This is a genomic window from Streptomyces argenteolus, assembly GCF_042902585.1.
Taxonomy (GTDB): domain Bacteria; phylum Actinomycetota; class Actinomycetes; order Streptomycetales; family Streptomycetaceae; genus Streptomyces; species Streptomyces argenteolus.
Window position 1 is genome coordinate 231847 of the sequence record NZ_JBIBEG010000007.1, and the last position, 19741, is coordinate 251587.

Sequence of the window (19741 nt, forward strand, 5' to 3'; positions counted from 1 at the left end):
CGCCGGCACTCGACGCCTTCACGCTGACCACGGCACCGCCCTGAGGGGGAAGTCCCCACGGACCACCCCCTCATGACGGTACGTCAGGCCAGGAAGTCGCGGGCGATCGCCTCGGCCGCGCGCTCCAGCAGCGGACCGGCCTGCGCCATGCAGACGGCGGGGTCCGGTTCCAGCGCGGTCAGGGCGTAGGCCCGGCGGACGCCGGCTTTCTCCAGCGCCTCCGGCGGCAGGGCGAGGCGTCCGCAGACGGCGACCACCTCCACGCCCGCCGCGCGGGCCGCGGCGGCGACCCCCGCCGGGGCCTTGCCGTGGAGGGTCTGCTCGTCGAGGGAGCCCTCGCCGGTGACCACGAGCGTGGCCCGGGCGAGCGCGGGTGCGAAGCCCAGGACGTCGAGCATGACCTCGATGCCCGGCCGGAACCGGGCCCCGAGGGCGACCAGCGCTCCGTAGCCGATGCCTCCGGCGGCACCGGCTCCCGGCAGCTCCGCCTGCTCGGGCCCCAGCACGGACGCGTAGTGGGCGAGTGCCGCGTCGAGGACCGCGATGTCGTCCTCGGTGGCGCCCTTCTGCCGTCCGTAGACCTCGGGGGCGCCCTTCGGGCCGGTCAGCGGGTTGTCCACGTCGCTGGCGAGGATCAGGTCGATGTCCGCGATCCGGGGGTCGAGCCCCGAGAGGTCGGCGTCGGCCAGATCCGCGAGGGCACCGCCGCCGGGGCCGAGGGGCTTGCCGTCCCGGTCCAGGAAGCGCGCGCCGAGGGCGGCGAGCATGCCCGCGCCGCCGTCCGTCGTGGCGCTGCCGCCGACGCCGAACACGATCGTCCGGGCGCCCGCGTCCAGGGCGGCTGCCAGCAGTTCGCCGGAGCCGTAGGTGGTCGCCGTGAGCGGGGCGAACTCCCCTGCCGGCAGGTGCTGGAGCCCCGAGGCCTCGGCCATCTCCACCACCGCGGTGGTGTCACGCACCGCGTAGGCAGCCGTGACCTCCGTGCCCAGCGGGCCGGTCACACGGGCCTCGCGGCGCTCGAATCCGGCGGCCACCGCCGCCGCGACCGTGCCGTCGCCGCCGTCCGCCACGGGCAGGGTCTCGACCCGCACCCCGGGGACCACGCGCCGCAGCCCGGCCGTCACACGCTCCGCGACCTGCACCGCGGTGAGCGATCCTTTGAACTTGTCCGCCGCCACGAGCACGTGGGCGGTCTTCATCGCTGCTCCGTCCGTCACCTTGCATCCCTTTGCTTTCGAACAGGCAGTCGCGCCGCCCCGACCCTATCCGCACCACCCCTGATCTGCCCATGGCTGTCCGGAACCACATGGCCCACCCCTGAGCTGCCTCTACGCTGCCTCCATGACCACCGCTGACTACGCCACGTACATCGCAGGCCTTCCCCGGGTGCTGGCCGGCGCCGCCACGCTCTTCAGGGACGAGCGGGGGCGGGTCCTGCTCGTCGAACCGAACTACCGGGAGGGGTGGACGCTGCCGGGCGGCACGGTCGAGTCGGACCAGGGCGAGAGCCCGCGGCAGGCCGCGCGCCGGGAGACGGCGGAGGAGATCGGTCTCGACCTCCCGCCCGGCCGGTTGCTCGCGGTCGACTGGATGCGCGGCGCGGAGCGCCCGCCGATCGTCGCGTACGTCTACGACGGCGGCGTGCTCCCCCGGGAACGCTTCGACGCGATCCGGCTCCAGGAGGAGGAACTCCTGTCCTGGCGGCTGGTGGACCGCGCCGACCTCGCCGGCCATCTGCGGGGCGCTCTCGCGGCACGCGTCCTCGCGGCGCTGGAGGTTCTGGACTCCGGGGCGGGGGCGGCGGAGCTCGAGGACGGCGCCCCGGTCACGGGGTGAGGGATCAGCCCGGGGACCACGGGGCCCGGCGCCGGGGTCAGCCCTGCGGGTCCTGGGGCCTGGCGTCCGCCTCCCGACGCGCCTCGTCCTGCCCGGCCACCCGTGCCTCGGTGCGGTGGCCGCGCGCGATGTAGTCCCGTACGACCAGTTCGACGGCGTCCTGCGGATTACCGACGCCCGCGAGCACCATGACCTCGACCACGAGTTCCGCGTCGAGCCTGATGTCGATTTTCGCCATGGGGCCACCCTACGGGGGGCCGGCGGATATGCCGTCGCGGCGGGGCCAGGCCGTCCGTAGGCTCGGACCATGACTCTCGTCGCGATCCTCAGCGGCGCCGGCATCTCCACGGACTCCGGCATCCCCGACTACCGCGGGCCACAGGGCCTCTGGCGGAAGGACCCGGAGGCGGAGAAGCTCGTCACGTACGACTTCTACATGTCCGATCCGGAGATCCGGCGCCGCTCCTGGCAGATGCGCAGGACCAGTGCCACCTGGGCCGCCGAGCCGAACGCCGCCCATCGAGCGGTGGCCGCCCTCGAACGGTCCGGCACTCCGGTGCGTGTGATCACCCAGAACGTCGACGGACTCCACCAGTTGGCCGGGCTTCCCGCCCGCAAGGTCGTCGAACTCCACGGCACGGCCCGCGAGGTGACGTGCACCCGGTGCCACGCACGGTCGGCCATGGCCGATGCGCTGGCCCGTGTCGAAGCCGGCGAGACGGACCCGCCGTGCACGGTGTGCGGCGGGATCCTGAAGCCGGCGACGGTGATGTTCGGGGAGCGGCTGGACTCGCGGGTGCTCGCCGAGGCCGTGGCGATCACCAAGGCGGCCGAGGTGTTCATCGCGGTGGGCACGACGCTGCAGGTGCAGCCGGCCGCCTCGCTGGCAGGCATCGCCGTGGAGCACGGGGCCCGGCTCCTCGTGGTGAACGCCGAGCCGACCCCCTACGACGAGCTGGCCGAACAGACCGTCCGGGAGCCCATCGGGAGCGCGCTGCCCGCGCTGCTGGAGCGGCTGGCCGCGGGCTCCGCCCAGACAGCTGTCCGGGACGGTCGCCCGCGGGCCCGCCCCGGCACTCCCGCGGACCGTCGAGCGGTCCCCCGCCCGGCCGACCCTCAGGCTTGGCCCTCGCCGTAGAACCGCACGTAGTCGACCGTCATCGTCGCGGGGGACGGTGTCGAGGCGTCGGGAGGGCCGGGCCAGTCGCCTCCGACGGCGACGTCGAGCAACAGGTGCATGTCCTGTTCGAAGACCCAGTCGCGTGGTGCGGGCAGCTTCGAAGGGGTCAGCGTGAAGTAGGGCTTCCCGTCCACGGACCAGGTGACGCGGTTCGGCCGCTTCTCGACGGCGTAGGTGTGGAACGCCTGCGAGGCGTCGGCGGCGAGCGTGGTCTCGCCGCCGATTCCGTCCTCGTCGAAGTAGGTCGGTCCGTGCGCGGTGCCGTACACCGTCCGGGGTTCCGTGCCCACCACCTCGCAGATGTCGATCTCCCCCTGGGCGGGCCATTCGGCTCCGTTCTCGCCCAGCATCCAGATGGCCGGCAGCAGTCCCGTGCCGGTGGGCAGCTTCGCCCGGACCTCCACGCGACCGCTGGTCAGCGCGACCTTCCCCTCGGTGGTCAGGCGGGCCGATGTCCAGGGACAGAACCGCTGGGTGTGGCACGGCAGCTCCGACCCGTCGGGGGCCGGCCGCGCGGAGAGCACCAGGTGTCCCTCGCCGTCGAGGGAGGAGTTGGCCGCGTCGTCCGTGTAGTACTGCAGTTCGTCGTTGCCCCACCCCTCGGCCTCCCGGTTTCCCGTCTCGGTGTTCCAGAACGCCGCCGAGGGACGGGTGGCCGCCGCTCCGTCGAACTCGGCGCTCCATAAGGGCTCGTCTGCGGCGCGGGGGGAGTCCGTGGGCGCCGAAGGCCCCGCGCACGCGCTCAGCAGCCCGCCCAGGACCACCAGAAGTGCCAGTGCCCGGGTGCGCCGGGTGGCAGCGCCGCCCCTGCGCGGCGCGCGCCGCGTCATCCCTCGCCGTCCAGTCCGGCCCTGATCCGGCGTGAAGGACTGAACGCGTACAGGTCCAGGATGTCCGGCGCGTCGGCGAGGCCCGGGCCGCCCTGCTTCGCCCAGGTGGCGATGTCGGCGACGGCGTGCGGGTCGTTGACCAGGCCGAGCCACACGGGCCGGCCGCCCGCGCGCCGGCCCTCGGCCGAGGGCTGCACCACGATGACGTTGCCGTGCTCGCACGCGTCGAGACACTCCACGGCGCGCACGGTGGCGGCGCCGTCCAGGGACTGCCGCAGCTGCGCGAGCTGACCGGCGTGGTCGACGCCGGGGATCTTCGGGGTTCCGCAGCAGCAGCCCCGGCAGACACTCACCGTGGGCCGGGAGGGCCCTGGCCCGGCGGCCTTGCGGGGACGACGGCTCATACGGGTGCACTCCCGGGGGTGGCGCGGATGATCACCGTAGGACTCTACCCAGCCACTCCCCCGCAGGTCCGATGGGGTAGAGTTGACGGCTGCGAAGGGGAGTAGCCCCGCAAACCGGTCGTCGACACACTGGAGCCCTCGGGTTCCCGGTGGCCGGGCTCGTAGATCCTTACGGGTGGGCGAGACCTTCGGTCAGGTATGACACGCCCGCGCCCTGCGGGCGCTGCGGTCATGCCGGGCCGAGTGGTCCTCCGAAAGGCCCGAGTGGCACTTCGCGGAAGGCCCGGGGCCCGGCTCACACAGAAAGCCACCCGGAATGCATCTCGACCCCCTGGCGATCCTCACCGCTTTCGGGCTGATCTTCCTCGCGGAGCTCCCCGACAAGACGATGTTCGCCTCGCTTGCCATGGGCACCCGCATGCGCCCCCTCTACGTGTGGTTCGGCACGTCCTCCGCCTTCATCGTGCACGTCGCCATCGCGGTCGGGGCGGGAGGCCTGATCGGTCTGCTGCCCGACTGGATCGTCAAGCTGGTCTCGGCTGCCCTCTTCGCGTTCGGCGCGTTCATGCTGCTGCGCAACGGCGGCGGTGACGACGACGAGGACCAGGAGATCAAGACGGTCACCGGCTTCTGGCCGGTCTACTCGACGGCCTTCATGGCGGTGTTCATCAGCGAGTGGGGCGACCTGACCCAGATCACCACCGCGAACCTCGCCGCGAGCAACGGGGCGTGGTCCACGGCCGTCGGGTCCGCCGTCGCCCTGATGTCGGTGTCCGCCCTGGCGCTGCTGGCCGGGCGGTTCATCGCCAAGCGGGTGCCGCTGAAGACGGTGCAGCGCATCGGTGGCCTGTGCATGCTGGGCCTGGCGATCTGGTCCCTGATCGAGATCTTCACGGGCTGAGGCGGGAGCCGGTCCCGGCCCGACACCACACCCACCCGGACGCCCAGCTCCGCAGGGGAAGCACCTGCCCGGCCGGGCTCGCCGGGGGCCGGGCTTCGGGGCACCGCTCGGGCAGGCCGGCGCTCAGAAGAGGGCCGGCACCTCGGCCTCCGCCCCCCTCTCGAAGCTGAGCAGCCGCTGCTTGCGGTCGAGTCCGCCGCCGTAGCCCGTCAGGCCTCCCGAGGCTCCGACGACACGGTGGCACGGGACGATGATCCCGACGGGGTTCCTGCCGTTGGCGAGGCCCACCGCGCGGGAGGCGCCCGGCTTGCCGAGGTTTTCCGCGAGCTCCCCGTAGGAGCGCGTCTCCCCGTACGGAATCCGCACGAGCTCGGCCCACACGCTGCGCTGGAACGGGGTGCCGTCCAGTCGCAGCGGCAGCTCGAACCGCGTCAGCTCACCCGCGAAGTAGGCGTCGAGCTGGTGCACGGCCTCGGCGAAGGGCCGGTGGTCCGGTGCCCCGAAGGTCTCCTCGGCCGGCCGGTGTCGTTGCTCCGTCATGTACAGGCCGGAGAGGACCCCGTCGGTCGCGACCAGGGTGAGCGCCCCGTACGGGCTGTCGACGACCGTGTGCCGCCTGTTCGTCGTGGATCCGATGGTCATGGGTGCGTCCTCGTGCGTTCAGGCGGGGAGATGGTTGATGGGGTGGTCGTCGACGGTCCACAGATACTGCACGGCGTATGCGCGCCAGGGGCGCCACCGGGCCGCGCGTGCGGTCAGGGCCGCCGGGGTCGCGGGGAGACCGATCTGTTCGGCCGCCTTGCGGATCCCGAGGTCGGTGGGAAGGAAGGCGTCCGGGTCCCCGAGGGCGCGCATGGCGATCACCTCGACGGTCCAGGGGCCGAAGCCGGGCAGGGCTCTCAGGTCGGCGCGGGCCCGGTCCCAGTCGGTCCCCTCCCCCAGGTGCAGGGAACCGTCCGCGAGGGCGTTCACGAGGGTGGTGAGTGTGACGCGCCTGCTGCGGGGCAGGGCCAGCGCCTCGGGGTCGAGTCCGGCCAGCTCCTCGGGGGCCGGGAAGAGATGGGTCAGGCCACCCTCGGGGTCCTCCACCGGCACCCCGTGCGCGCGCACCAGCCGGGCGGCGTGGGTACGGGCCGCCGCCGTGGAGACCTGCTGGCCGAGCACCGCGCGTACGGCGAACTCCGCCGCGTCGACCGTACGAGGCACGCGGCGGCCCGGGGCGGCATCGACCAGTGGGGCGAGCAGGGGGTCCGCGCGCAGTTGGTCGTCCACGGCGACCGGGTCGGCGTCCAGGTCCAGAAGTCTGCGGCAGCGGCTGATGGCCTGAGTGAGGTCGCGTGGGTCGGTGAGCGAGAGCCGGCAGTCGATGTGGCCGGACCGGGGCGAGAGCGCCACGATGCCGTGCCCGTGCGGAAGGGTGAGCGTGCGCCGGTAGGCGCCGTCACGCCATTCCTCGACGCCGGGGACGGCGGTCGCGGCGAGGTGCCCGAAGAGGTTGCCCGGGGTGAGCGGCGCCCGGTAGGGCAGCCGGAGAGCGATGACGCCCGGGGTGCCCGGTGTGCTGTTCCCGCGTGCCGCGCGGGTGCGCAGTTCGTTCGGGGCGAGGGCGAACACCTCGCGCACGGTGTCGTTGAAGGTGCGGATGGACGAGAAGCCTGCCGCGAACGCCACCTCGGCCATGGGGAGCGCGGTCGTCTCGATGAGCACGCGGGCGGTCTGCGCGCGCTGGGACCGCGCCAGGGCCAGCGGGCCCGCGCCGAGTTCCGCGAGGAGCTGTCGCTCGACCTGACGGGCGGAGTATCCGAGCCGGGCGGCGAGCCCCGGCACGCCTTCCCGGTCGACGACGCCGTCCTGGATCAGGCGCATCGCCCGGGCGACCGAGTCGGCCCGGACATTCCACTCCGGGGATCCGGGGCTGGTGTCGGGACGGCATCGCTTGCACGCCCTGAACCCTGCTTGCTGACAGGCTGCGGCACTGGGGTAGAAGGTCATGTTCCGGACCTTCGGCGGCACGACCGGGCAACTGGGGCGGCAGTAGATCCGGGTCGTCAGGACCGCGGTGAAGAACCATCCGTCGAAGCGGGCGTCCTTCGACCGTACGGCCCTCACGCAGCGCTCGGTGTCGGTGTGCATGGTCCAAGCATCGGGCACGGACCGACCGGGAGGCTGGCGGAAATCCGACATCGGCCTCCCGCGGACCCGTCTCGGACTCGCGAGGATCCGACAGGGGCGCCCGGCCCGCGGGCCGTTTTTCTCCAGCCAGGAGCACCCTCACTCGTTCAGGTCAGTGAACAGTAATCACGTACACATCTATTGACGCGCTCACGACACAAGCCTACGGTCCCAGAAAGCGCTTGCTACCCCGCAAGTGCGGTTTCGGTCGCATCAGCTGTTCAGTACCCCGGACAGATGCTGCGGCCGTACCGGGAGGCGCGTTCCCGCGCCCCCGCGCGGCCCCGTCGCTCCGTGCAGCGCCGAGCCGTGGTGCCGAGGAGTTTCCGGATTCGCCGCCCGACCCCGTCCGGGCGGAGCCCGGCCCCCCACGGGCCGGAGTTCACCCCCGCCGACCGGACGAAAACCCCCGACCTGGAGACGAACGATGCAGAAGAAGAAGGCCGTCATCGCGTGCGTCAGCCTGCTGGCAGGATCACTCGTCGCCCTGTCCGGGACCGTGGCGCAGGCCACCCCCGACAGCGCCCCCACCCGCACGAGCACGCTCGGCACCCCGGCGGCGGTGGCCGCCGGCGCCCTGTACGTGGCACCGGGGGGCACCGCCGACGCGGCCGGCACGGAGTCCGACCCCACGACGCTCGCCTCGGCCGTCAGCCGCGTCACCTCCGGCGGGACGATCTACCTGCGCGGCGGGACGTACGCGCACTCCGGGACGGTCACGATCCCGCCGGGCAACAACGGCTCGGCGAGCGCCCGTACGACGCTCGCCGCGTATCCGGGCGAGACCCCGGTCCTGAACTTCTCGGCCATGTCCGAGGACCCGGCCCACCGCGGTCTCGCCCTCAACGGTGACTACTGGCACGTCGACGGCATCGTCGTCGAGCACGCCGGCGACAACGGGATCTTCATCGGCGGCAGCCACAACGTCGTGGAGCACGTGGTGACGCGCTTCAACCACGACTCCGGTCTGCAGATCTCGCGGATCGCCTCCGACACACCCGACGACCGGTGGCCGTCGGACAACCTCGTCCTGAGCTCCGAGTCGCACGACAACGCCGACTCCGACGGCGAGGACGCGGACGGCTTCGCGTCGAAGCTCACCTCGGGTCCCGGAAACGTCTTCCGCTACACCGTGTCCCACAACAACATCGACGACGGCTGGGACCTGTACACGAAGTCGGAGACCGGCCCCATCGGCCCGGTGACCATCGAGGACTCCCTCGCGTACGACAACGGGACGCTCTCCGACGGAACCGTCAACTCCGACGGCGACCGCAACGGCTACAAGCTGGGCGGGGACGGCATCGAGGTCGATCACGTCGTCCGGCGCAACATCGCCTACGGCAACGGTCACCACGGATTCACCTACAACAGCAACCCCGGCTCGATGACGGTGTCGGACAACGTCAGCATCGACAACGCCGAGCGCAACTTCTCCTTCGACAAGGGCACTTCGGTGTTCCGGGGCAACGTGTCGTGCCGCGGCGACGACGGCTCCAACGACAAGACCGTGGGTGACGCCGACGGATCCAACCAGTTCTGGACCGGCTCGAACGGCTCGGCCTGCTCCGCGTACTCGGGGGCGATGGGCTGGTCCTTCGCCGAGGACGGTTCCCTCGTCGTGACCTTCGGCGGCAACAAGGTCACGCCGTAGCCGCCTCTTCGGCCGGTCTCCGCCGCTCCGTCCCCCTGTGGTGGGCGGAGCGGCGGAAGCCTTGACTCCGTTGCCCGTGAGGTTTCGGTCACCTTCACGCAATGAAACACGCCGGAAACGCGACGGCGTCCTCCACGAAACCCTGGCCGGTCACCCTCTCTGAGCCCGGACCCACGCCGCCCCGAGGAGGACCCCCTCTTGAACCCCGTGATCCTGGCCTCGGCAGGCCCCGACACAGGCGACACCGCCTGGCTTCTCGCCGCGACCGCGCTCGTCCTGCTCATGACGCCGGGACTGGCCCTGTTCTACGGCGGCATGGTCCGCACGAAGAGCGTCCTCAACATGCTGATGATGAGCTTCGTGTCCATCGCGCTGGTCACGGTCGTCTGGCTGGTCGCCGGATACTCGCTGGCGTTCGGCGACGACACGTTCGCCGGTCTCATCGGCGGCCTCGACGACGCGGGCCTGGTGGGCATCGGCCCCGACGACCTCACGGGCAGCGTCCCCACGCTGCTGTTCACCACGTTCCAGCTCACCTTCGCGATCCTGACCGCGGCACTGGTCAGCGGAGCCGTCGCGGACCGTATGAAGTTCGCGGCGTGGCTGGTCTTCGTACCGGTGTGGACCCTGCTCGTATACGTTCCCGTCGCCCACTGGGTATGGGGCCCCGGCGGATGGATCGTGGACTCGCTCGGTGCCCTGGACTTCGCGGGCGGCCTCGTCGTGGAGATCACCTGCGGGGCTTCGGGCCTTGCCCTCGCCCTGGTGATCGGGCCGCGCATCGGGTTCAAGAAGGACGCGATGCGACCGCACAACCTGCCGATGGTGATGCTGGGCGCGGGCCTGCTCTGGTTCGGATGGCTCGGGTTCAACGGCGGCTCGGCCCTCGGCGCCAACGGCCTGGCCGCCGCCTCCGTCCTCAACACCCTCGTGGCGGGATGCACCGGCCTGCTCGGCTGGCTCTTCGTCGAGCAGAAGCGCGACGGCCATCCCACCACCTTCGGAGCGGCGTCCGGCGTGGTCGCCGGCCTGGTGGCGATCACACCGGCCTGCGGGACCGTCGGCGTCCTCGGCGCCGCCGCGGTCGGACTCGCGGCGGGGGTCGTCTGCTCGTACGCCGTCGCGTGGAAGTTCCGGTTCGACTACGACGATTCGCTGGACGTGGTCGGCGTGCACCTCGTGGGCGGCGTCGTCGGCACCCTGCTCATCGGGCTGTTCGCGACGGCCACGATGACCGGCGGAGCGGAGGGCCTCCTCTCCGGCGGCGGCACCGGCCAGTTGCTGCGTCAGGCCGTCGCGGTGATCGCCGTGGCCGCGTACACCTTCCTGGTGACCTACGGGATCGGCAAGGCGATCGACCGGCTGATGGGTGTGCGGGCGTCCGAGGAGGAGGAGCTCACGGGCCTGGACCAGACGGTGCACGCGGAGAGCGCCTACGATCACGGCGGTCTCGGTCATGCCGCAGCGCAGAACCCCGGCCACCTCGCAGCCCGTTCCCAGGACAGGAGTACCGCCCCATGAAGCTCGTCACCGCCGTCGTGAAGCCGCACCGCCTCGACGAGGTGAAGACCGCGCTGCGCGAGCTCGGTGTGAACGGGATGACCGTCACGGAGGCCAGCGGCTACGGACGCCAGCACGGTCACACCGAGGTCTACCGGGGCGCCGAGTACCGGGTGGACCTGGTCCCCAAGATCCGCATAGAGGTCCTGGTCGAGGACCCGGACGCCGAGCCGGTCATCGACGCCTTGGTCCGCGCGGCCCGTACCGGCAAGATCGGCGACGGCAAGGTGTGGGCCGTCCCCGTCGAGACGGCCGTGCGGGTCCGCACGGGCGAGCGGGGGCCGGAAGCCCTGTAGCGCTGCTCCGTCCGCCGCCATCCGCGAGGGCACCTCAGCGGGCACGCCGTCCCGGAGCGGGCGGCGAACGGTTCTCGCGCCCTGCACGGCGCCAGGTGGCGCGGTTTCCAGGGCCGAGGGCGGCGTCCGGACGCCGAGCAGCCGCCGTCCTGCGGGGCATGACTCGTTGCGCGGGGATCCCGGCGCGCCGCTCCACCGGGGTCCTCCGCCGGGGTCCTGCACCGGGGTCCTCCGCCGGTCCGGTTCCCGAGCCGGCCGGAGACGCGGGCGCGGTGTTTCCCTCCGGATTCGGATACCGTCCTGGCCATGACGACTGCCATGGCCAGGACGGTCGATGACGTGAACGTGGGGAACCTGCTGCGGGGCTGGCGCAAGCTGCGTGGTGTCTCCCAGCTCGAACTGGCGCTGAAGGCGGACAGTTCCGCACGCCACATCAGTTTCATCGAGACCGGCCGTTCGACACCCAGCCGCTCGATGGTGCTGCACCTCGCCGAGCACCTCGACGTACCCGTCCGGGACCGCAACTCGCTGCTCGTCGCGGCGGGTTACGCCCCCTCGTACCCGGAGACATCGCTGACCGCTCCGGCGATGAGCACGCTGCGGACCAGCCTGGAACAGTTGCTGGCCGCCTACGAGCCGTTCCCCGCCCTGGTGATGGATGGGATGTACGAGGTGGTGAGCGCGAACAGGAGCGTGCGGCTCCTCCTCGACGGCGTGGCCGGTCACCTGCTCGAACCACCCATGAACGCGATGCGCCTGACGCTGCATCCGGACGGCCTGGCCCCCCGGATCCACAACCTGGGTGAGTGGCGGGAGCACCTGCTGGAACGGATGCAGCGGCAGGCCGCGCTGCGCTCCTCGGACGCGCTGCGCGGCCTGTACGAGGAGGTCGCCGGCTACCCTGCCCCGGCCGGCCGCTCGCACACCGGTCCTGACGAGGGTGCGGACGGGCACGGTCCGGTCGCTCACGCGTACGCGCTGCCGATGCGGATCGAGGCGGGCGGGCGCGTGCTGTCGTTCATCTCGACGGCGACGACGTTCAACACCCCGATGGATGTGACCGTCTCCGAGCTGGCGGTGGAGACGTTCCTGCCCGCCGACGCGGAGACGGCCGCCGTCCTGCGGGCGGCGGGCTGAACCGCGCGCTCACGCCCCCGGCAGACGGTCCAGGAAGCCCGCGACACCGGTGATGCGTCCGTCGTCGGCGAGTGTGAGCACGTCGAAGCCGGCCACGGGAGCGGACCCGTCGGCGGTGGAGACCAGGTCCCAGGTGAAGCGCACGAGATGGTGGTGCGCGTCCGGCGTACCGGTGAGCCGGAACTCGAATCCGGGGAACTGCTCGTGGGCGGCGGCGACGGTCGCGGCGATCTCGTCGTGCCCCTTCGCCTCCCCCAGCGGGTCGGTGTAGGTGCCGTCCTCGGCGAACGCCGCGGCGACCGCCTTGGCCAGGTCCTCGGGGCCGGTGGCGTTCCAGGCGGTGAAGTAGCGCTCGACGGCGTCCTGGTGCATGGTCACGGCGGTGTCCTCTCGTCGGTACGGCGCGGCCGGCCCGGCGGGGGGCGGCTCGTCTCCGCGTGCCGCCCCGCCCTGCCGGGTATCCACAGCGTGCCGCAGGCGTCGGCGGGGGTCGATTACCGCTGAGGTAATCCCCGGGCCCCGGCGCTGGCGCCCTTTCCGCCTCGGTACGTCGGCGAGGACGGCGCCTGGCCGTCGCCCCCCGGCACAGCCGAGGTCCTGGCACGGCCGAGGCCCTGGCACGGGTGACCGGCACGTTCTCCCGGGTGCTCGACGGGCGCGGGGCGGCGGCGGCCACGGGCTGAGCCGCCCGTCCCCTGTCCGCTCCCGTCGGCTGCCGGGCTGAGGGAGCGCCGTCACCCCGTCGCAGGCAGCGGCCGGCGGGTGGGCCCCGTTCCTGTCTCTCAGGCAGCGGCCCGCGGGTGGGCCCCGTGCCCGTCTCTCAGGCGGCCCTCAGCCGCCGCCACACCGCCTTCGCCGCGTGGTGCCCCGACATGCCGTGCACCCCGGGGCCGGGTGGGGTGGCCGACGAGCAGAGGAAGACCGCGGGGTGGGCGGTGGCGTACGGCACGCGGGCGAGCTTGGGGCGGATCACCGTCTGGAGCCCGGCGAAGGCCCCGGTGGCGATGTCTCCGTCGACGTAGTTGGCGTTGCGCGCCGCGAGGCGGGGCGGCCCTGCCACCGCGCGGGCCAGGACCAGGTCCCGGAATCCGGGGGCGAACCGCTCCAGTTGCCGCTCGATGACGTCGGTCGCGTCGCCCTCCCACCCGGCCGGGACATGCCCGTACACCCAGAAGACGTGGCGGCCTTCGGGAGCGCGCGCCGGGTCGACGAGGGTGGGCTGAGAGGTGATCAGGAAAGGGACGCTCGGGTCGCGGCCCTCCACCGCCGCGCGCAGGGACGCGTCGATCTCCCGGGCCGTGGGGCCGACATGGACCGTGCCGGCCCGCCGGGCCTCCTCGGAGGTCCAGGGCACGGGGCCCGAGAGGGCGTAGTCGATCTTGAAGCAGGAGGGGCCGTACCGGTAGTGGTCGTACGCCCCGCCGAGGCCGGCGATCCGGGCGAGGGCGGTCGGCGAGGTGTCGAAGACGTAGGCGCGGGCGGGCGGGAGTTCGTCCAGGCGCTTGACCTCGATGCCCGTGCGGATGACGCCTCCTTGCTCCCGCAGGAACGAGGCGAGCGCGTCGGAGACGGCCTGCGAGCCGCCCCGGGGCATCGGCCAGCCGTTCTCGTGCGCCGCGAGGGCGAAGAGCAGGGCGATCCCGGCGGTCGCGAGGCCGCCGGCGGGCGCGATGGAGTGCCCGGCGAGGCCCGCGATCAGGGCGCGCGCCTTCTCCCCGCGGAACCGCCGGGAGAGCAGCGCGGCAGGCTGCACGGCGTCCAGCCCGAAGCGCGCCCAGCGGTACGGGTCACGGGGCAGGCCGTCCCACGGGGTGCGCAGGAAGTCCTCGGCGAGGGTGTCCCAGTGGCCGACGTAGGGCGCGACGAGCCTGCGGTAGGCGCCTGCGTCACCGGGGCCCAGCGACATGGCGCTCTCCCCCACCGAACGGGTGAGCACCGCGGCCGAGCCGTCCGGGAAGGGGTGGGCGAGCGAGAGCGGCGCGTGGAGCCACTCGAGGCCGTGCCGGGCCAGGGGCATCGCGTTGAAGGCGGGCGAGCCCGTGCCCAGGGGGTGCACGGCGGAGCAGGGGTCGTGACGGAAGCCGGGGAGCGTCAGCTCTTCCGTACGGGCACCGCCTCCCACCGTCCCCGCCGCCTCGAAGACCTCCACGGCGAAGCCGCGACGGGCCAGTTCGACGGCGGCCGTCAGCCCGTTGGGCCCCGCCCCCACGACGACGGCATCCAGCATCGATGGCACCTGCGGGCTCCTTTGTCAGCCGACGGCCAGGGCTCCAGGATATTCCGGCGCACCGGAGACGGGCCCTCGGGTAACGTCCCGCCCGATGAACGACACCTGCGCGACCTCCCCCGACGTCGCCGCCATGGCCGCCCGCCTCGTGCGCCTGCCCGGCATCGAGGCCGTGGCCCTCGGCGGCAGCCGGGCGCGCGGCACCCATCGCCCCGACTCCGACTGGGATCTGGGCGTCTACTACCGGGGCGAGCCGGACCTGGCCGCACTCACCGCGCTGGCCTCCGAGGTCCAGGGGGCCCCGGCGGAGGTGGCGGGGCCCGGCGGCTGGGGACCCTGGGTGAACGGCGGGGCGTGGCTGACGGTGGACGGTGTCGCCGTCGACTGGATCCTGCGCGATCTGGACCGGGTGGAGTCGGTGTGGTCGGCCTGCCGGGAGGGCCGCTTCGAGGTGGGGACGCAGCCGGGTCATCCGCTGGGTTTCTGGTCCCCCTGCTACGTGGGAGAGGTCGCCCTCGGCACGGTGCTGGCCGACCCCGGCGGTGAGCTGACGGCCCTTCAGGAGGCTGCACGGGTCTATCCCGAGCCGCTGCGCCGCGCGCTGGCCGCCGCGGCCTGGGAGGCGGACTTCTCCGTGGCCTCCGCGCGCAAGTCCGCGCCCGCCGGGGACACGCTCCATGTCGCGCTCTGCCTGTCGAAGGCCTTCGGGATCCTCGTCCAGGCCCTGCACGCCCACCATCGCGTCTGGTGCCTCAACGAGAAGGGCGCGCTCGCTGCCGCGACCGCGCTGCCGGACACCCCGGCGGGCTTCACGGAACGGGTGTCGGCAGCCCTGCGCGGCCTGGACGCCGAGGCGGTGGAGGCGGCGGCCGGCCTCGTCCGCGAGGTGACGGCGGTGCTGGACGGTGGCGGAGCTCCTCACCGGGCCGGGGACGCGGGAGCCCGGGGGCCGGGCCCCGGGGAATGACGAGCCCTCGCCTCCGATCGGGTCCCCGGCCGGGGTGTACGCGACCCGCCGGCCAGGCCCTATCCCTGCCGGCCGGTCCGCAGGGCGTCGAGGATCCGCGCCGCCGTCGCCGCGTCCCTGGCCGCGGTGAAGGGCAGGTCGTTCCCTCCGGTGATGCGGAACGGAACCCCGGAGAGCGTCGACTGGGCCCCGCCCGCCTCGGTGACCAGGAGCAGACCGGCGGCGTGGTCCCAGGGGAACTCCCAGTTGAAGGCCACGGCGTCCTGCGCGCCGCAGGCGACGGCGAGGTACTCGAGCCCGGCCGATCCGCAGGAGCGGGCGTCGATGCCCTCCGTGTTCAGTCCCAGCAAGGCGCGCTTCTGGGCGTCGGAGGTGTAGTCGGGGTGGGACATGGCCACCTTGAGCGTGGCGCCGGGGGCGGGTGAACCACTGTGCACGGCAGTGCCGTTGAGCGTGGCCCCCCGGCCCTTGACGGCGACGGCCAGCTCGTCGAGCACCGGTGCGTACGTCCACGAGGCGTACACCTCGCCGTGGAGCGCGAGCGCCACCAGAGTGCAGAAGCCGGGTTCGCCGTGGACGAACTGGCGGGTGCCGTCGACCGGGTCGACGATCCACACCGGCGCGTCACCGCCGAGCGCGTCGAGGACCGCGGGGTCGGCGTGGACCGCCTCCTCGCCGACGACCACCGAACCGGGCAGGAGCCGCGTCAGGGACTCGGCGAGGTGCTCCTCGGCTAGCCGGTCGGCGGCGGTGACGAGGTCGTGCGGACCGCTCTTCTCGACGATCTCGTGCGCGGCCAGCTGCCGGTACCGCGGCAGGATCTCGGCGGCGGCAGCCGCTCGGACCGCCGCCTCCACCTCGGCCGGCTGCCCGGCGGTCCCGTACAGGAAGTCATCGATCATGAGTCCAGCTAAGCACGGTCCCTCGCGGGCGCTCCGGGCAGGCGTCAGCGGCCGACCGCGTACCCCTGCATGCCACGCGGATTGGCGGCGGCGGACAGGATGCCGGTCCCTGGGTCCCGGGCGACGGCGCACAGCCGGCCCTCGGACCACGGATCGCCCACCGTGACGTCGTGGCCGCGCCGGCGCAGCTCAGCGACCACCTCCGGGTCCATGCCCTCCTCGACGGTGACGCTGCCCGGCCGCATCCCGCGCGGGAAGAAGGAGCCGGGGAAGCTGTCGTTGTGCCAGTTCGGGGCGTCGACGGCGCCCTGGAGGTCGAGACCGCCGCGCACCCGGGCCCGCAGCGCCACGGCGAGGAAGAAGTGCAGCTGCCACTGATCCTGCTGGTCGCCGCCCGGCGTGCCGAAGGCCATGACGGGGACGCCGTCGCGCAGGGCGAGGGACGGGGTGAGCGTGGTGCGCGGACGGCGCCCTGGGGTCAGCGTGTTCGGCAGGCCCTCCTCGAGCCACGCCATCTGCAGCCGGGTGCCGAGCGGGAAGCCCAGTTCGGGCACCACCGGGTTGGACTGGAGCCAGCCGCCGCTGGGCGTCGCGGCGATCATGTTGCCCCACCGGTCGACGATGTCGAGGTGGCAGGTGTCACCGCGGGTCGCGCCGTCCTCGGCCACGGTCGGCTCGCCCGCTCCCGCCGCCGCGGGGCGCGAGGCGTCGAGGCCTGAGGCCACGGCCCGGGCGTGCGTGGCGAGGACCGGAGCACGGCCGTCGGGGCTGCCCGGGCGCAGTTCGAGGGAGGCGGTGGCCCCGATCAGCGTGCGGCGTTCGTCGTTGTACGGGCCGGAGAGCAGCGTGCCGAGCGGTACGCCGGTGGCATCGCCGTACCAGGCCTCGCGGTCGGCCATCGCCAGCTTGCAGCCCTCGATGAGCAGGTGGACGTAGTCGGCCGAACCGTACGCCGGGAGTTCGGCCGGGAGCAGGGCGAGCTGCTGGAGGAAGGCGGGGCCCTGACTCCAGCCCGCCGCCTTGGCGAGCGTCCAGCCCTGCCATGCGTAGGTGGCGGGCGCCTCGTACGTGGCGGACCAGCCGGCCAGGTCGGCGGCCGTGAGGGTGCCGGTGTGACGGGTGCCGCTGGTGTCCAGGGTGGGCACGGCGGCCTGTCGGACCAGGGCCTCGGCTATGAAGCCGGTGCGCCAGATCTCGCGGGCCGCGTCGATCTGCGCGACGCGGCCGTCTCCGCCCGCCGCCTCGGCCTCGGCCACGAGACGGCGCCAGGTGGCGGCGAGGGCGGGGTTGCGGAAGAGCGTGCCGGGCCGGGGTGCCTTCCCGCCGGGAAGGTAGACCTCGGCGGAGGACGGCCACTCAGTCTCGAACAGTTCGCGGACGGTCTCGACGGTCCGCCCGACGCGCTCGACGGGTGCGTGCCCGTCCTCGGCGTATCCGACGGCGAACCGCAGGACTTCGGCGAGGGTCTTGGTCCCGTGGTCGCGCAGCAGGGTCATCCAGGCGTCGAAGGCCCCCGGCACAGCGGCGGCGAGCGGTCCGGTGCCGGGCACCAGGTCCAGGCCGAGCGAGCGGTAGTGGGCGGCGGACGCGCCGGCGGGGGCGGGGCCCTGGCCGCAGAGCACCGTCACCTCGCCCTCCCTCGGCGCGAGGATCATCGGCACCTCACCGGCCGGGCCGTTGAGGTGCGGCTCGACGACGTGCAGGACGAACCCGGCGGCGACGGCCGCGTCGTAGGCGTTGCCGCCGTCCTCCAGGACGGCCATCGCGGACTGCGAGGCGAGCCAGTGGGTGGAGGACACCATGCCGAAGGTGCCCTGGAGGGTGGGGCGGGTCGTGAACATCGCGCGTCACCTTGCTAGTTGTAGGTGCTAGGAGGTCGTTTTCGCCTGGACCACCCTCCTGTCAGCGGCTACGCGGAGTGTCGGGATGCGGTGCAGGCGGGGCTGTGGTGGCGGGCGATGCCTGCGGGTCGGGTGGAGTTGCAGATGAGGCGGACGGCTACGTGCTTCTGTCTCGTCCCAGGATGTCAGGTCTTCGCGGTCGTGTGCTTCTGTCGTCATCGCTGTGCGTCTGGGCGCATGCGGTTCGATGCGGTACGCCGGAAGCATGCAGGTCCGCACCGGCGACGGGGAGCTGAAGGGCTGGTACGGCGACCTCACCCCGCCCGCCGTGCTGCGTGGCGCGCAGCTCCTGGTCGAGGACCTGGAGCTGGACCTGTGGGTGTCGGCGGACCGTTCGTCCGTACCGCGTCTGGACGAGGACGAGTTCGAGGAGAGCGGCCTCGCCGACCGCGACCCGGCGGCGACCCGGGCGGCCGTGCCGGCGCTGGACGAGCGGGAACAGCTGGCCCGCACCGAGGGCCTGGTGGGGCTGGTGCGCTGATCCGGCCGGGTGGGCTCAGCTCTCGTCGGCCGTCCAGCGGCGCATCCGGACGGTGAGGGCGGCGACATGGGCGGCGGCCGCCGTCTGGGCGGTGGGCGCGTCCCCGGCGTCGATGGCGGCCAGGATCGTGCGGTGTTCCCGCAGGGCGAGTTCCCTGTTGTGCTGCGAGGACCAGAGGGCCGAGCGGTAGAGGTGGGCCTGGGCGTCGAGGCGGTGCAGGGCGTCGGTGAGGGCGGTGTTGGCCGCGAGCGCCCGGATCGCGGTGTGGAACTCCAGGTCGAGAGCGGCCTCGCGCTGCGGGTCGGGGGCCTCGCCGAGCAGCGCCTCCTGCCGTGCGACGAGCGCTTCCAGGGCGGCGACATCGCTCGTACGGGCGCGGAGTGTGGCCTCTCTCGCCGCCAGGCCGTCCAGCACTTCGCGGACCTGGAGCACGGCGAAGACGGACTCCTGGTCGAGCTGGGCGACCTTCGCTCCGGCGTGCGGGATGTGCACGGCGAGGCCGTCGTAGATGAGGCGCTGCACCGACTCTCGTACGGGGCTGCGGCTGACGTCCATATCGGCGGCGAGGGCGGGGACGCTGAGCGGGGCGCCAGGCACGAGGTCGCCGCTGAAGATCCGGTCCAACAGGCGCTGGTAGACCGCGTCGGCCAGGAGTTCGCCGCTGTCGAGGGTCATGGTTCTCCTGGGCGCGGGGCGAGCCGTGCCGGCCGCCGGGCGTGCGGGTCTGCGTCCCGGCGCCGGGACGGCGGGTGCTGGGGTGGTGGTCATGCGGGGTGGTCGTCCCTCACATTCCGGGCCGAGCATAGTGCGCGCGGCCGACTGACGGGTTGCGTGGCCCCGGCGGGTTCGCGCGCCGGGCTGTAGGTTGCTGTCGCTCGTCGGAACCAGCGACCCGGGGGACTCATGGAACGACCGCCCGACCGCGCCGCGTCCGTCCTGCGCTTCCTGGCCGAGCTCGTCGCCTGGGTGGCGGCCCCCTGGGCTCTGGCCGCGTACTCCTGGGTGCTCGCCGTCGTGGCGGTCCTGCTCCTGATCGGCCTGCCCACGGTCTTCTCGACCCCTGGCGACAAGGCGCAGGTGATCGTGGCGGTGCCGGGAGCGGTCACGGTGCTGCTGGTCCTGCTCCAGCTCGCGGCGGCCGTGGTCTTCGCGTGGCTGGCCTGGCCCGCCTCGGCGGCGGTCCCGGTGTCCGTGGTGGCCGCCTCGGTGCTCGTCACCGAACGTCCGCGGTGGAGGTGGCTGTTGTCGCCGGACCGCGGGCTGAAGCTGACAGCTGACAGCTGACAGCACGGT

20 protein-coding genes and 1 pseudogene are annotated in these 19741 nt (G+C 73.1%); 10 read left to right on the forward strand and 11 right to left on the reverse strand.

Features of this window, described 5'->3' with window-relative positions:
• Positions 1-83: 83 nt before the first annotated feature.
• Positions 84-1199 (reverse strand): glycerate kinase, encoded by a 1116-nt coding sequence (locus ACFY8O_RS24605; protein ID WP_387906106.1) that lies wholly within the window; start codon positions 1197-1199, stop codon positions 84-86.
• Positions 1200-1341: 142 nt separating this feature from the next.
• Between ACFY8O_RS24605 and ACFY8O_RS24610 the strand changes: the two genes are divergently transcribed.
• Positions 1342-1836, forward strand: a complete 495-nt coding sequence (locus ACFY8O_RS24610; RefSeq protein WP_387905759.1) for an NUDIX domain-containing protein — start codon at positions 1342-1344, stop codon at positions 1834-1836.
• A 37-nt stretch (positions 1837-1873) separates the two neighbouring features.
• On the opposite strand, the gene ACFY8O_RS24615 is transcribed toward ACFY8O_RS24610, so the two are convergent.
• Entirely contained in the window at positions 1874-2074 is a 201-nt protein-coding gene (locus ACFY8O_RS24615) for a type II toxin-antitoxin system VapB family antitoxin (protein ID WP_145810475.1), read from the reverse strand.
• A gap of 69 nt (positions 2075-2143) precedes the next feature.
• Here ACFY8O_RS24615 and ACFY8O_RS24620 point away from each other — a divergent pair, with 69 nt between their 5' ends.
• Positions 2144-2974 (forward strand): SIR2 family NAD-dependent protein deacylase, encoded by an 831-nt coding sequence (locus tag ACFY8O_RS24620; protein WP_387905762.1) that lies wholly within the window; start codon positions 2144-2146, stop codon positions 2972-2974.
• Here ACFY8O_RS24620 and ACFY8O_RS24625 read toward each other — a convergent pair.
• Both ACFY8O_RS24625 and ACFY8O_RS24630 read right to left on the reverse strand, forming a co-directional pair.
• Complete coding sequence (locus ACFY8O_RS24625) at positions 2953-3846, reverse strand: glycoside hydrolase family 16 protein (protein ID WP_387905765.1); 894 nt, start codon at positions 3844-3846, stop codon at positions 2953-2955. The genes ACFY8O_RS24620 and ACFY8O_RS24625 overlap by 22 nt on opposite strands.
• Entirely contained in the window at positions 3843-4250 is a 408-nt protein-coding gene (locus ACFY8O_RS24630) for a (2Fe-2S) ferredoxin domain-containing protein (RefSeq protein ID WP_387905768.1), read from the reverse strand. The genes ACFY8O_RS24625 and ACFY8O_RS24630 overlap by 4 nt, the downstream gene beginning before the upstream one ends.
• Before the next feature lie 316 nt (positions 4251-4566).
• Here ACFY8O_RS24630 and ACFY8O_RS24635 point away from each other — a divergent pair, with 316 nt between their 5' ends.
• Positions 4567-5151, forward strand: a complete 585-nt coding sequence (locus tag ACFY8O_RS24635; protein ID WP_387905770.1) for a TMEM165/GDT1 family protein — start codon at positions 4567-4569, stop codon at positions 5149-5151.
• 123 nt (positions 5152-5274) lie between these two features.
• On the opposite strand, the gene ACFY8O_RS24640 is transcribed toward ACFY8O_RS24635, so the two are convergent.
• Together ACFY8O_RS24640 and ACFY8O_RS24645 are read right to left on the reverse strand one after the other, a co-directional pair.
• Positions 5275-5793, reverse strand: a complete 519-nt coding sequence (locus ACFY8O_RS24640; RefSeq protein WP_145810465.1) for a methylated-DNA--[protein]-cysteine S-methyltransferase — start codon at positions 5791-5793, stop codon at positions 5275-5277.
• Positions 5794-5811: 18 nt separating this feature from the next.
• Complete coding sequence (locus tag ACFY8O_RS24645; protein ID WP_387905773.1) at positions 5812-7284, reverse strand: AlkA N-terminal domain-containing protein; 1473 nt, start codon at positions 7282-7284, stop codon at positions 5812-5814.
• A gap of 466 nt (positions 7285-7750) precedes the next feature.
• Between ACFY8O_RS24645 and ACFY8O_RS24650 the strand changes: the two genes are divergently transcribed.
• From ACFY8O_RS24650 to ACFY8O_RS24665, 4 genes are all read left to right on the forward strand, one after another.
• Positions 7751-8977 carry a right-handed parallel beta-helix repeat-containing protein gene (locus ACFY8O_RS24650; RefSeq protein WP_387905776.1) on the forward strand — a complete coding sequence of 409 codons (1227 nt, stop codon included), beginning with the start codon at positions 7751-7753 and terminating at the stop codon, positions 8975-8977.
• Positions 8978-9175: 198 nt separating this feature from the next.
• On the forward strand, positions 9176-10498 hold the full coding sequence (locus ACFY8O_RS24655; RefSeq protein ID WP_387905777.1) for an ammonium transporter: 1323 nt from the start codon (positions 9176-9178) through the stop codon (positions 10496-10498).
• Positions 10495-10833, forward strand: coding sequence for a P-II family nitrogen regulator (locus ACFY8O_RS24660; protein WP_145810457.1), 339 nt, complete (start codon positions 10495-10497; stop codon positions 10831-10833). Before ACFY8O_RS24655 ends, ACFY8O_RS24660 begins: the two co-directional genes overlap by 4 nt.
• 318 nt (positions 10834-11151) lie before the next feature.
• Positions 11152-11970 (forward strand): helix-turn-helix domain-containing protein, encoded by an 819-nt coding sequence (locus tag ACFY8O_RS24665; RefSeq protein WP_387906108.1) that lies wholly within the window; start codon positions 11152-11154, stop codon positions 11968-11970.
• A 9-nt stretch (positions 11971-11979) separates the two neighbouring features.
• Here the strand turns inward: ACFY8O_RS24665 and ACFY8O_RS24670 are convergent, their stop codons facing one another.
• Positions 11980-12348, reverse strand: coding sequence for a nuclear transport factor 2 family protein (locus tag ACFY8O_RS24670; protein WP_387905779.1), 369 nt, complete (start codon positions 12346-12348; stop codon positions 11980-11982).
• A gap of 442 nt (positions 12349-12790) precedes the next feature.
• Entirely contained in the window at positions 12791-14206 is a 1416-nt protein-coding gene (locus ACFY8O_RS24675) for a phytoene desaturase family protein (RefSeq protein WP_387905782.1), read from the reverse strand.
• 85 nt (positions 14207-14291) lie between these two features.
• On the opposite strand from ACFY8O_RS24675, the gene ACFY8O_RS24680 reads away from it, so the two are divergent.
• Positions 14292-15164: a nucleotidyltransferase domain-containing protein gene (locus ACFY8O_RS24680; protein ID WP_387905783.1), complete on the forward strand. Its 873-nt coding sequence runs from the start codon at positions 14292-14294 to the stop codon at positions 15162-15164.
• 59 nt (positions 15165-15223) lie between these two features.
• Here the strand turns inward: ACFY8O_RS24680 and ACFY8O_RS24685 are convergent, their stop codons facing one another.
• Both ACFY8O_RS24685 and ACFY8O_RS24690 read right to left on the reverse strand, forming a co-directional pair.
• Entirely contained in the window at positions 15224-16066 is an 843-nt protein-coding gene (locus ACFY8O_RS24685) for an inositol monophosphatase family protein (RefSeq protein ID WP_387905786.1), read from the reverse strand.
• 44 nt (positions 16067-16110) lie between these two features.
• Complete coding sequence (locus tag ACFY8O_RS24690; protein WP_387905788.1) at positions 16111-17907, reverse strand: gamma-glutamyltransferase family protein; 1797 nt, start codon at positions 17905-17907, stop codon at positions 16111-16113.
• 268 nt (positions 17908-18175) lie between these two features.
• Between ACFY8O_RS24690 and ACFY8O_RS24695 the strand changes: the two are divergent.
• Positions 18176-18448 (forward strand): annotated as a pseudogene (locus tag ACFY8O_RS24695) (DUF402 domain-containing protein); the annotation flags it as partial.
• Positions 18449-18463: 15 nt separating this feature from the next.
• Here the strand turns inward: ACFY8O_RS24695 and ACFY8O_RS24700 are convergent.
• Positions 18464-19123, reverse strand: a complete 660-nt coding sequence (locus tag ACFY8O_RS24700; RefSeq protein ID WP_145810446.1) for a GntR family transcriptional regulator — start codon at positions 19121-19123, stop codon at positions 18464-18466.
• Positions 19124-19351: 228 nt separating this feature from the next.
• On the opposite strand from ACFY8O_RS24700, the gene ACFY8O_RS24705 reads away from it, so the two are divergent.
• The gene (locus ACFY8O_RS24705) at positions 19352-19732 is read left to right on the forward strand and encodes a hypothetical protein (RefSeq protein ID WP_387905791.1); all 381 of its coding nucleotides are present in this window, start codon (positions 19352-19354) and stop codon (positions 19730-19732) included.
• Positions 19733-19741: the final 9 nt, after the last annotated feature.

What these genes read in the sequence shown, in the direction of transcription:
- ACFY8O_RS24645 (WP_387905773.1), bottom strand. Translation starts at nt 7,284, where the DNA reads ATGCACACCGACACCGAGCGCTGCGTGAGGGCCGTACGGTCGAAGGAC.
- ACFY8O_RS24690 (WP_387905788.1), bottom strand. Translation starts at nt 17,907, where the DNA reads ATGTTCACGACCCGCCCCACCCTCCAGGGCACCTTCGGCATGGTGTCC.
- ACFY8O_RS24700 (WP_145810446.1), bottom strand. Translation starts at nt 19,123, where the DNA reads ATGACCCTCGACAGCGGCGAACTCCTGGCCGACGCGGTCTACCAGCGC.
- ACFY8O_RS24680 (WP_387905783.1), top strand. Translation starts at nt 14,292, where the DNA reads ATGAACGACACCTGCGCGACCTCCCCCGACGTCGCCGCCATGGCCGCC.
- ACFY8O_RS24630 (WP_387905768.1), bottom strand. Translation starts at nt 4,250, where the DNA reads ATGAGCCGTCGTCCCCGCAAGGCCGCCGGGCCAGGGCCCTCCCGGCCC.
- ACFY8O_RS24660 (WP_145810457.1), top strand. Translation starts at nt 10,495, where the DNA reads ATGAAGCTCGTCACCGCCGTCGTGAAGCCGCACCGCCTCGACGAGGTG.
- ACFY8O_RS24640 (WP_145810465.1), bottom strand. Translation starts at nt 5,793, where the DNA reads ATGACCATCGGATCCACGACGAACAGGCGGCACACGGTCGTCGACAGC.
- ACFY8O_RS24615 (WP_145810475.1), bottom strand. Translation starts at nt 2,074, where the DNA reads ATGGCGAAAATCGACATCAGGCTCGACGCGGAACTCGTGGTCGAGGTC.
- ACFY8O_RS24605 (WP_387906106.1), bottom strand. Translation starts at nt 1,199, where the DNA reads ATGAAGACCGCCCACGTGCTCGTGGCGGCGGACAAGTTCAAAGGATCG.
- ACFY8O_RS24625 (WP_387905765.1), bottom strand. Translation starts at nt 3,846, where the DNA reads ATGACGCGGCGCGCGCCGCGCAGGGGCGGCGCTGCCACCCGGCGCACC.
- ACFY8O_RS24620 (WP_387905762.1), top strand. Translation starts at nt 2,144, where the DNA reads ATGACTCTCGTCGCGATCCTCAGCGGCGCCGGCATCTCCACGGACTCC.
- ACFY8O_RS24650 (WP_387905776.1), top strand. Translation starts at nt 7,751, where the DNA reads ATGCAGAAGAAGAAGGCCGTCATCGCGTGCGTCAGCCTGCTGGCAGGA.
- ACFY8O_RS24685 (WP_387905786.1), bottom strand. Translation starts at nt 16,066, where the DNA reads ATGATCGATGACTTCCTGTACGGGACCGCCGGGCAGCCGGCCGAGGTG.
- ACFY8O_RS24665 (WP_387906108.1), top strand. Translation starts at nt 11,152, where the DNA reads ATGGCCAGGACGGTCGATGACGTGAACGTGGGGAACCTGCTGCGGGGC.
- ACFY8O_RS24610 (WP_387905759.1), top strand. Translation starts at nt 1,342, where the DNA reads ATGACCACCGCTGACTACGCCACGTACATCGCAGGCCTTCCCCGGGTG.
- ACFY8O_RS24705 (WP_387905791.1), top strand. Translation starts at nt 19,352, where the DNA reads ATGGAACGACCGCCCGACCGCGCCGCGTCCGTCCTGCGCTTCCTGGCC.
- ACFY8O_RS24635 (WP_387905770.1), top strand. Translation starts at nt 4,567, where the DNA reads ATGCATCTCGACCCCCTGGCGATCCTCACCGCTTTCGGGCTGATCTTC.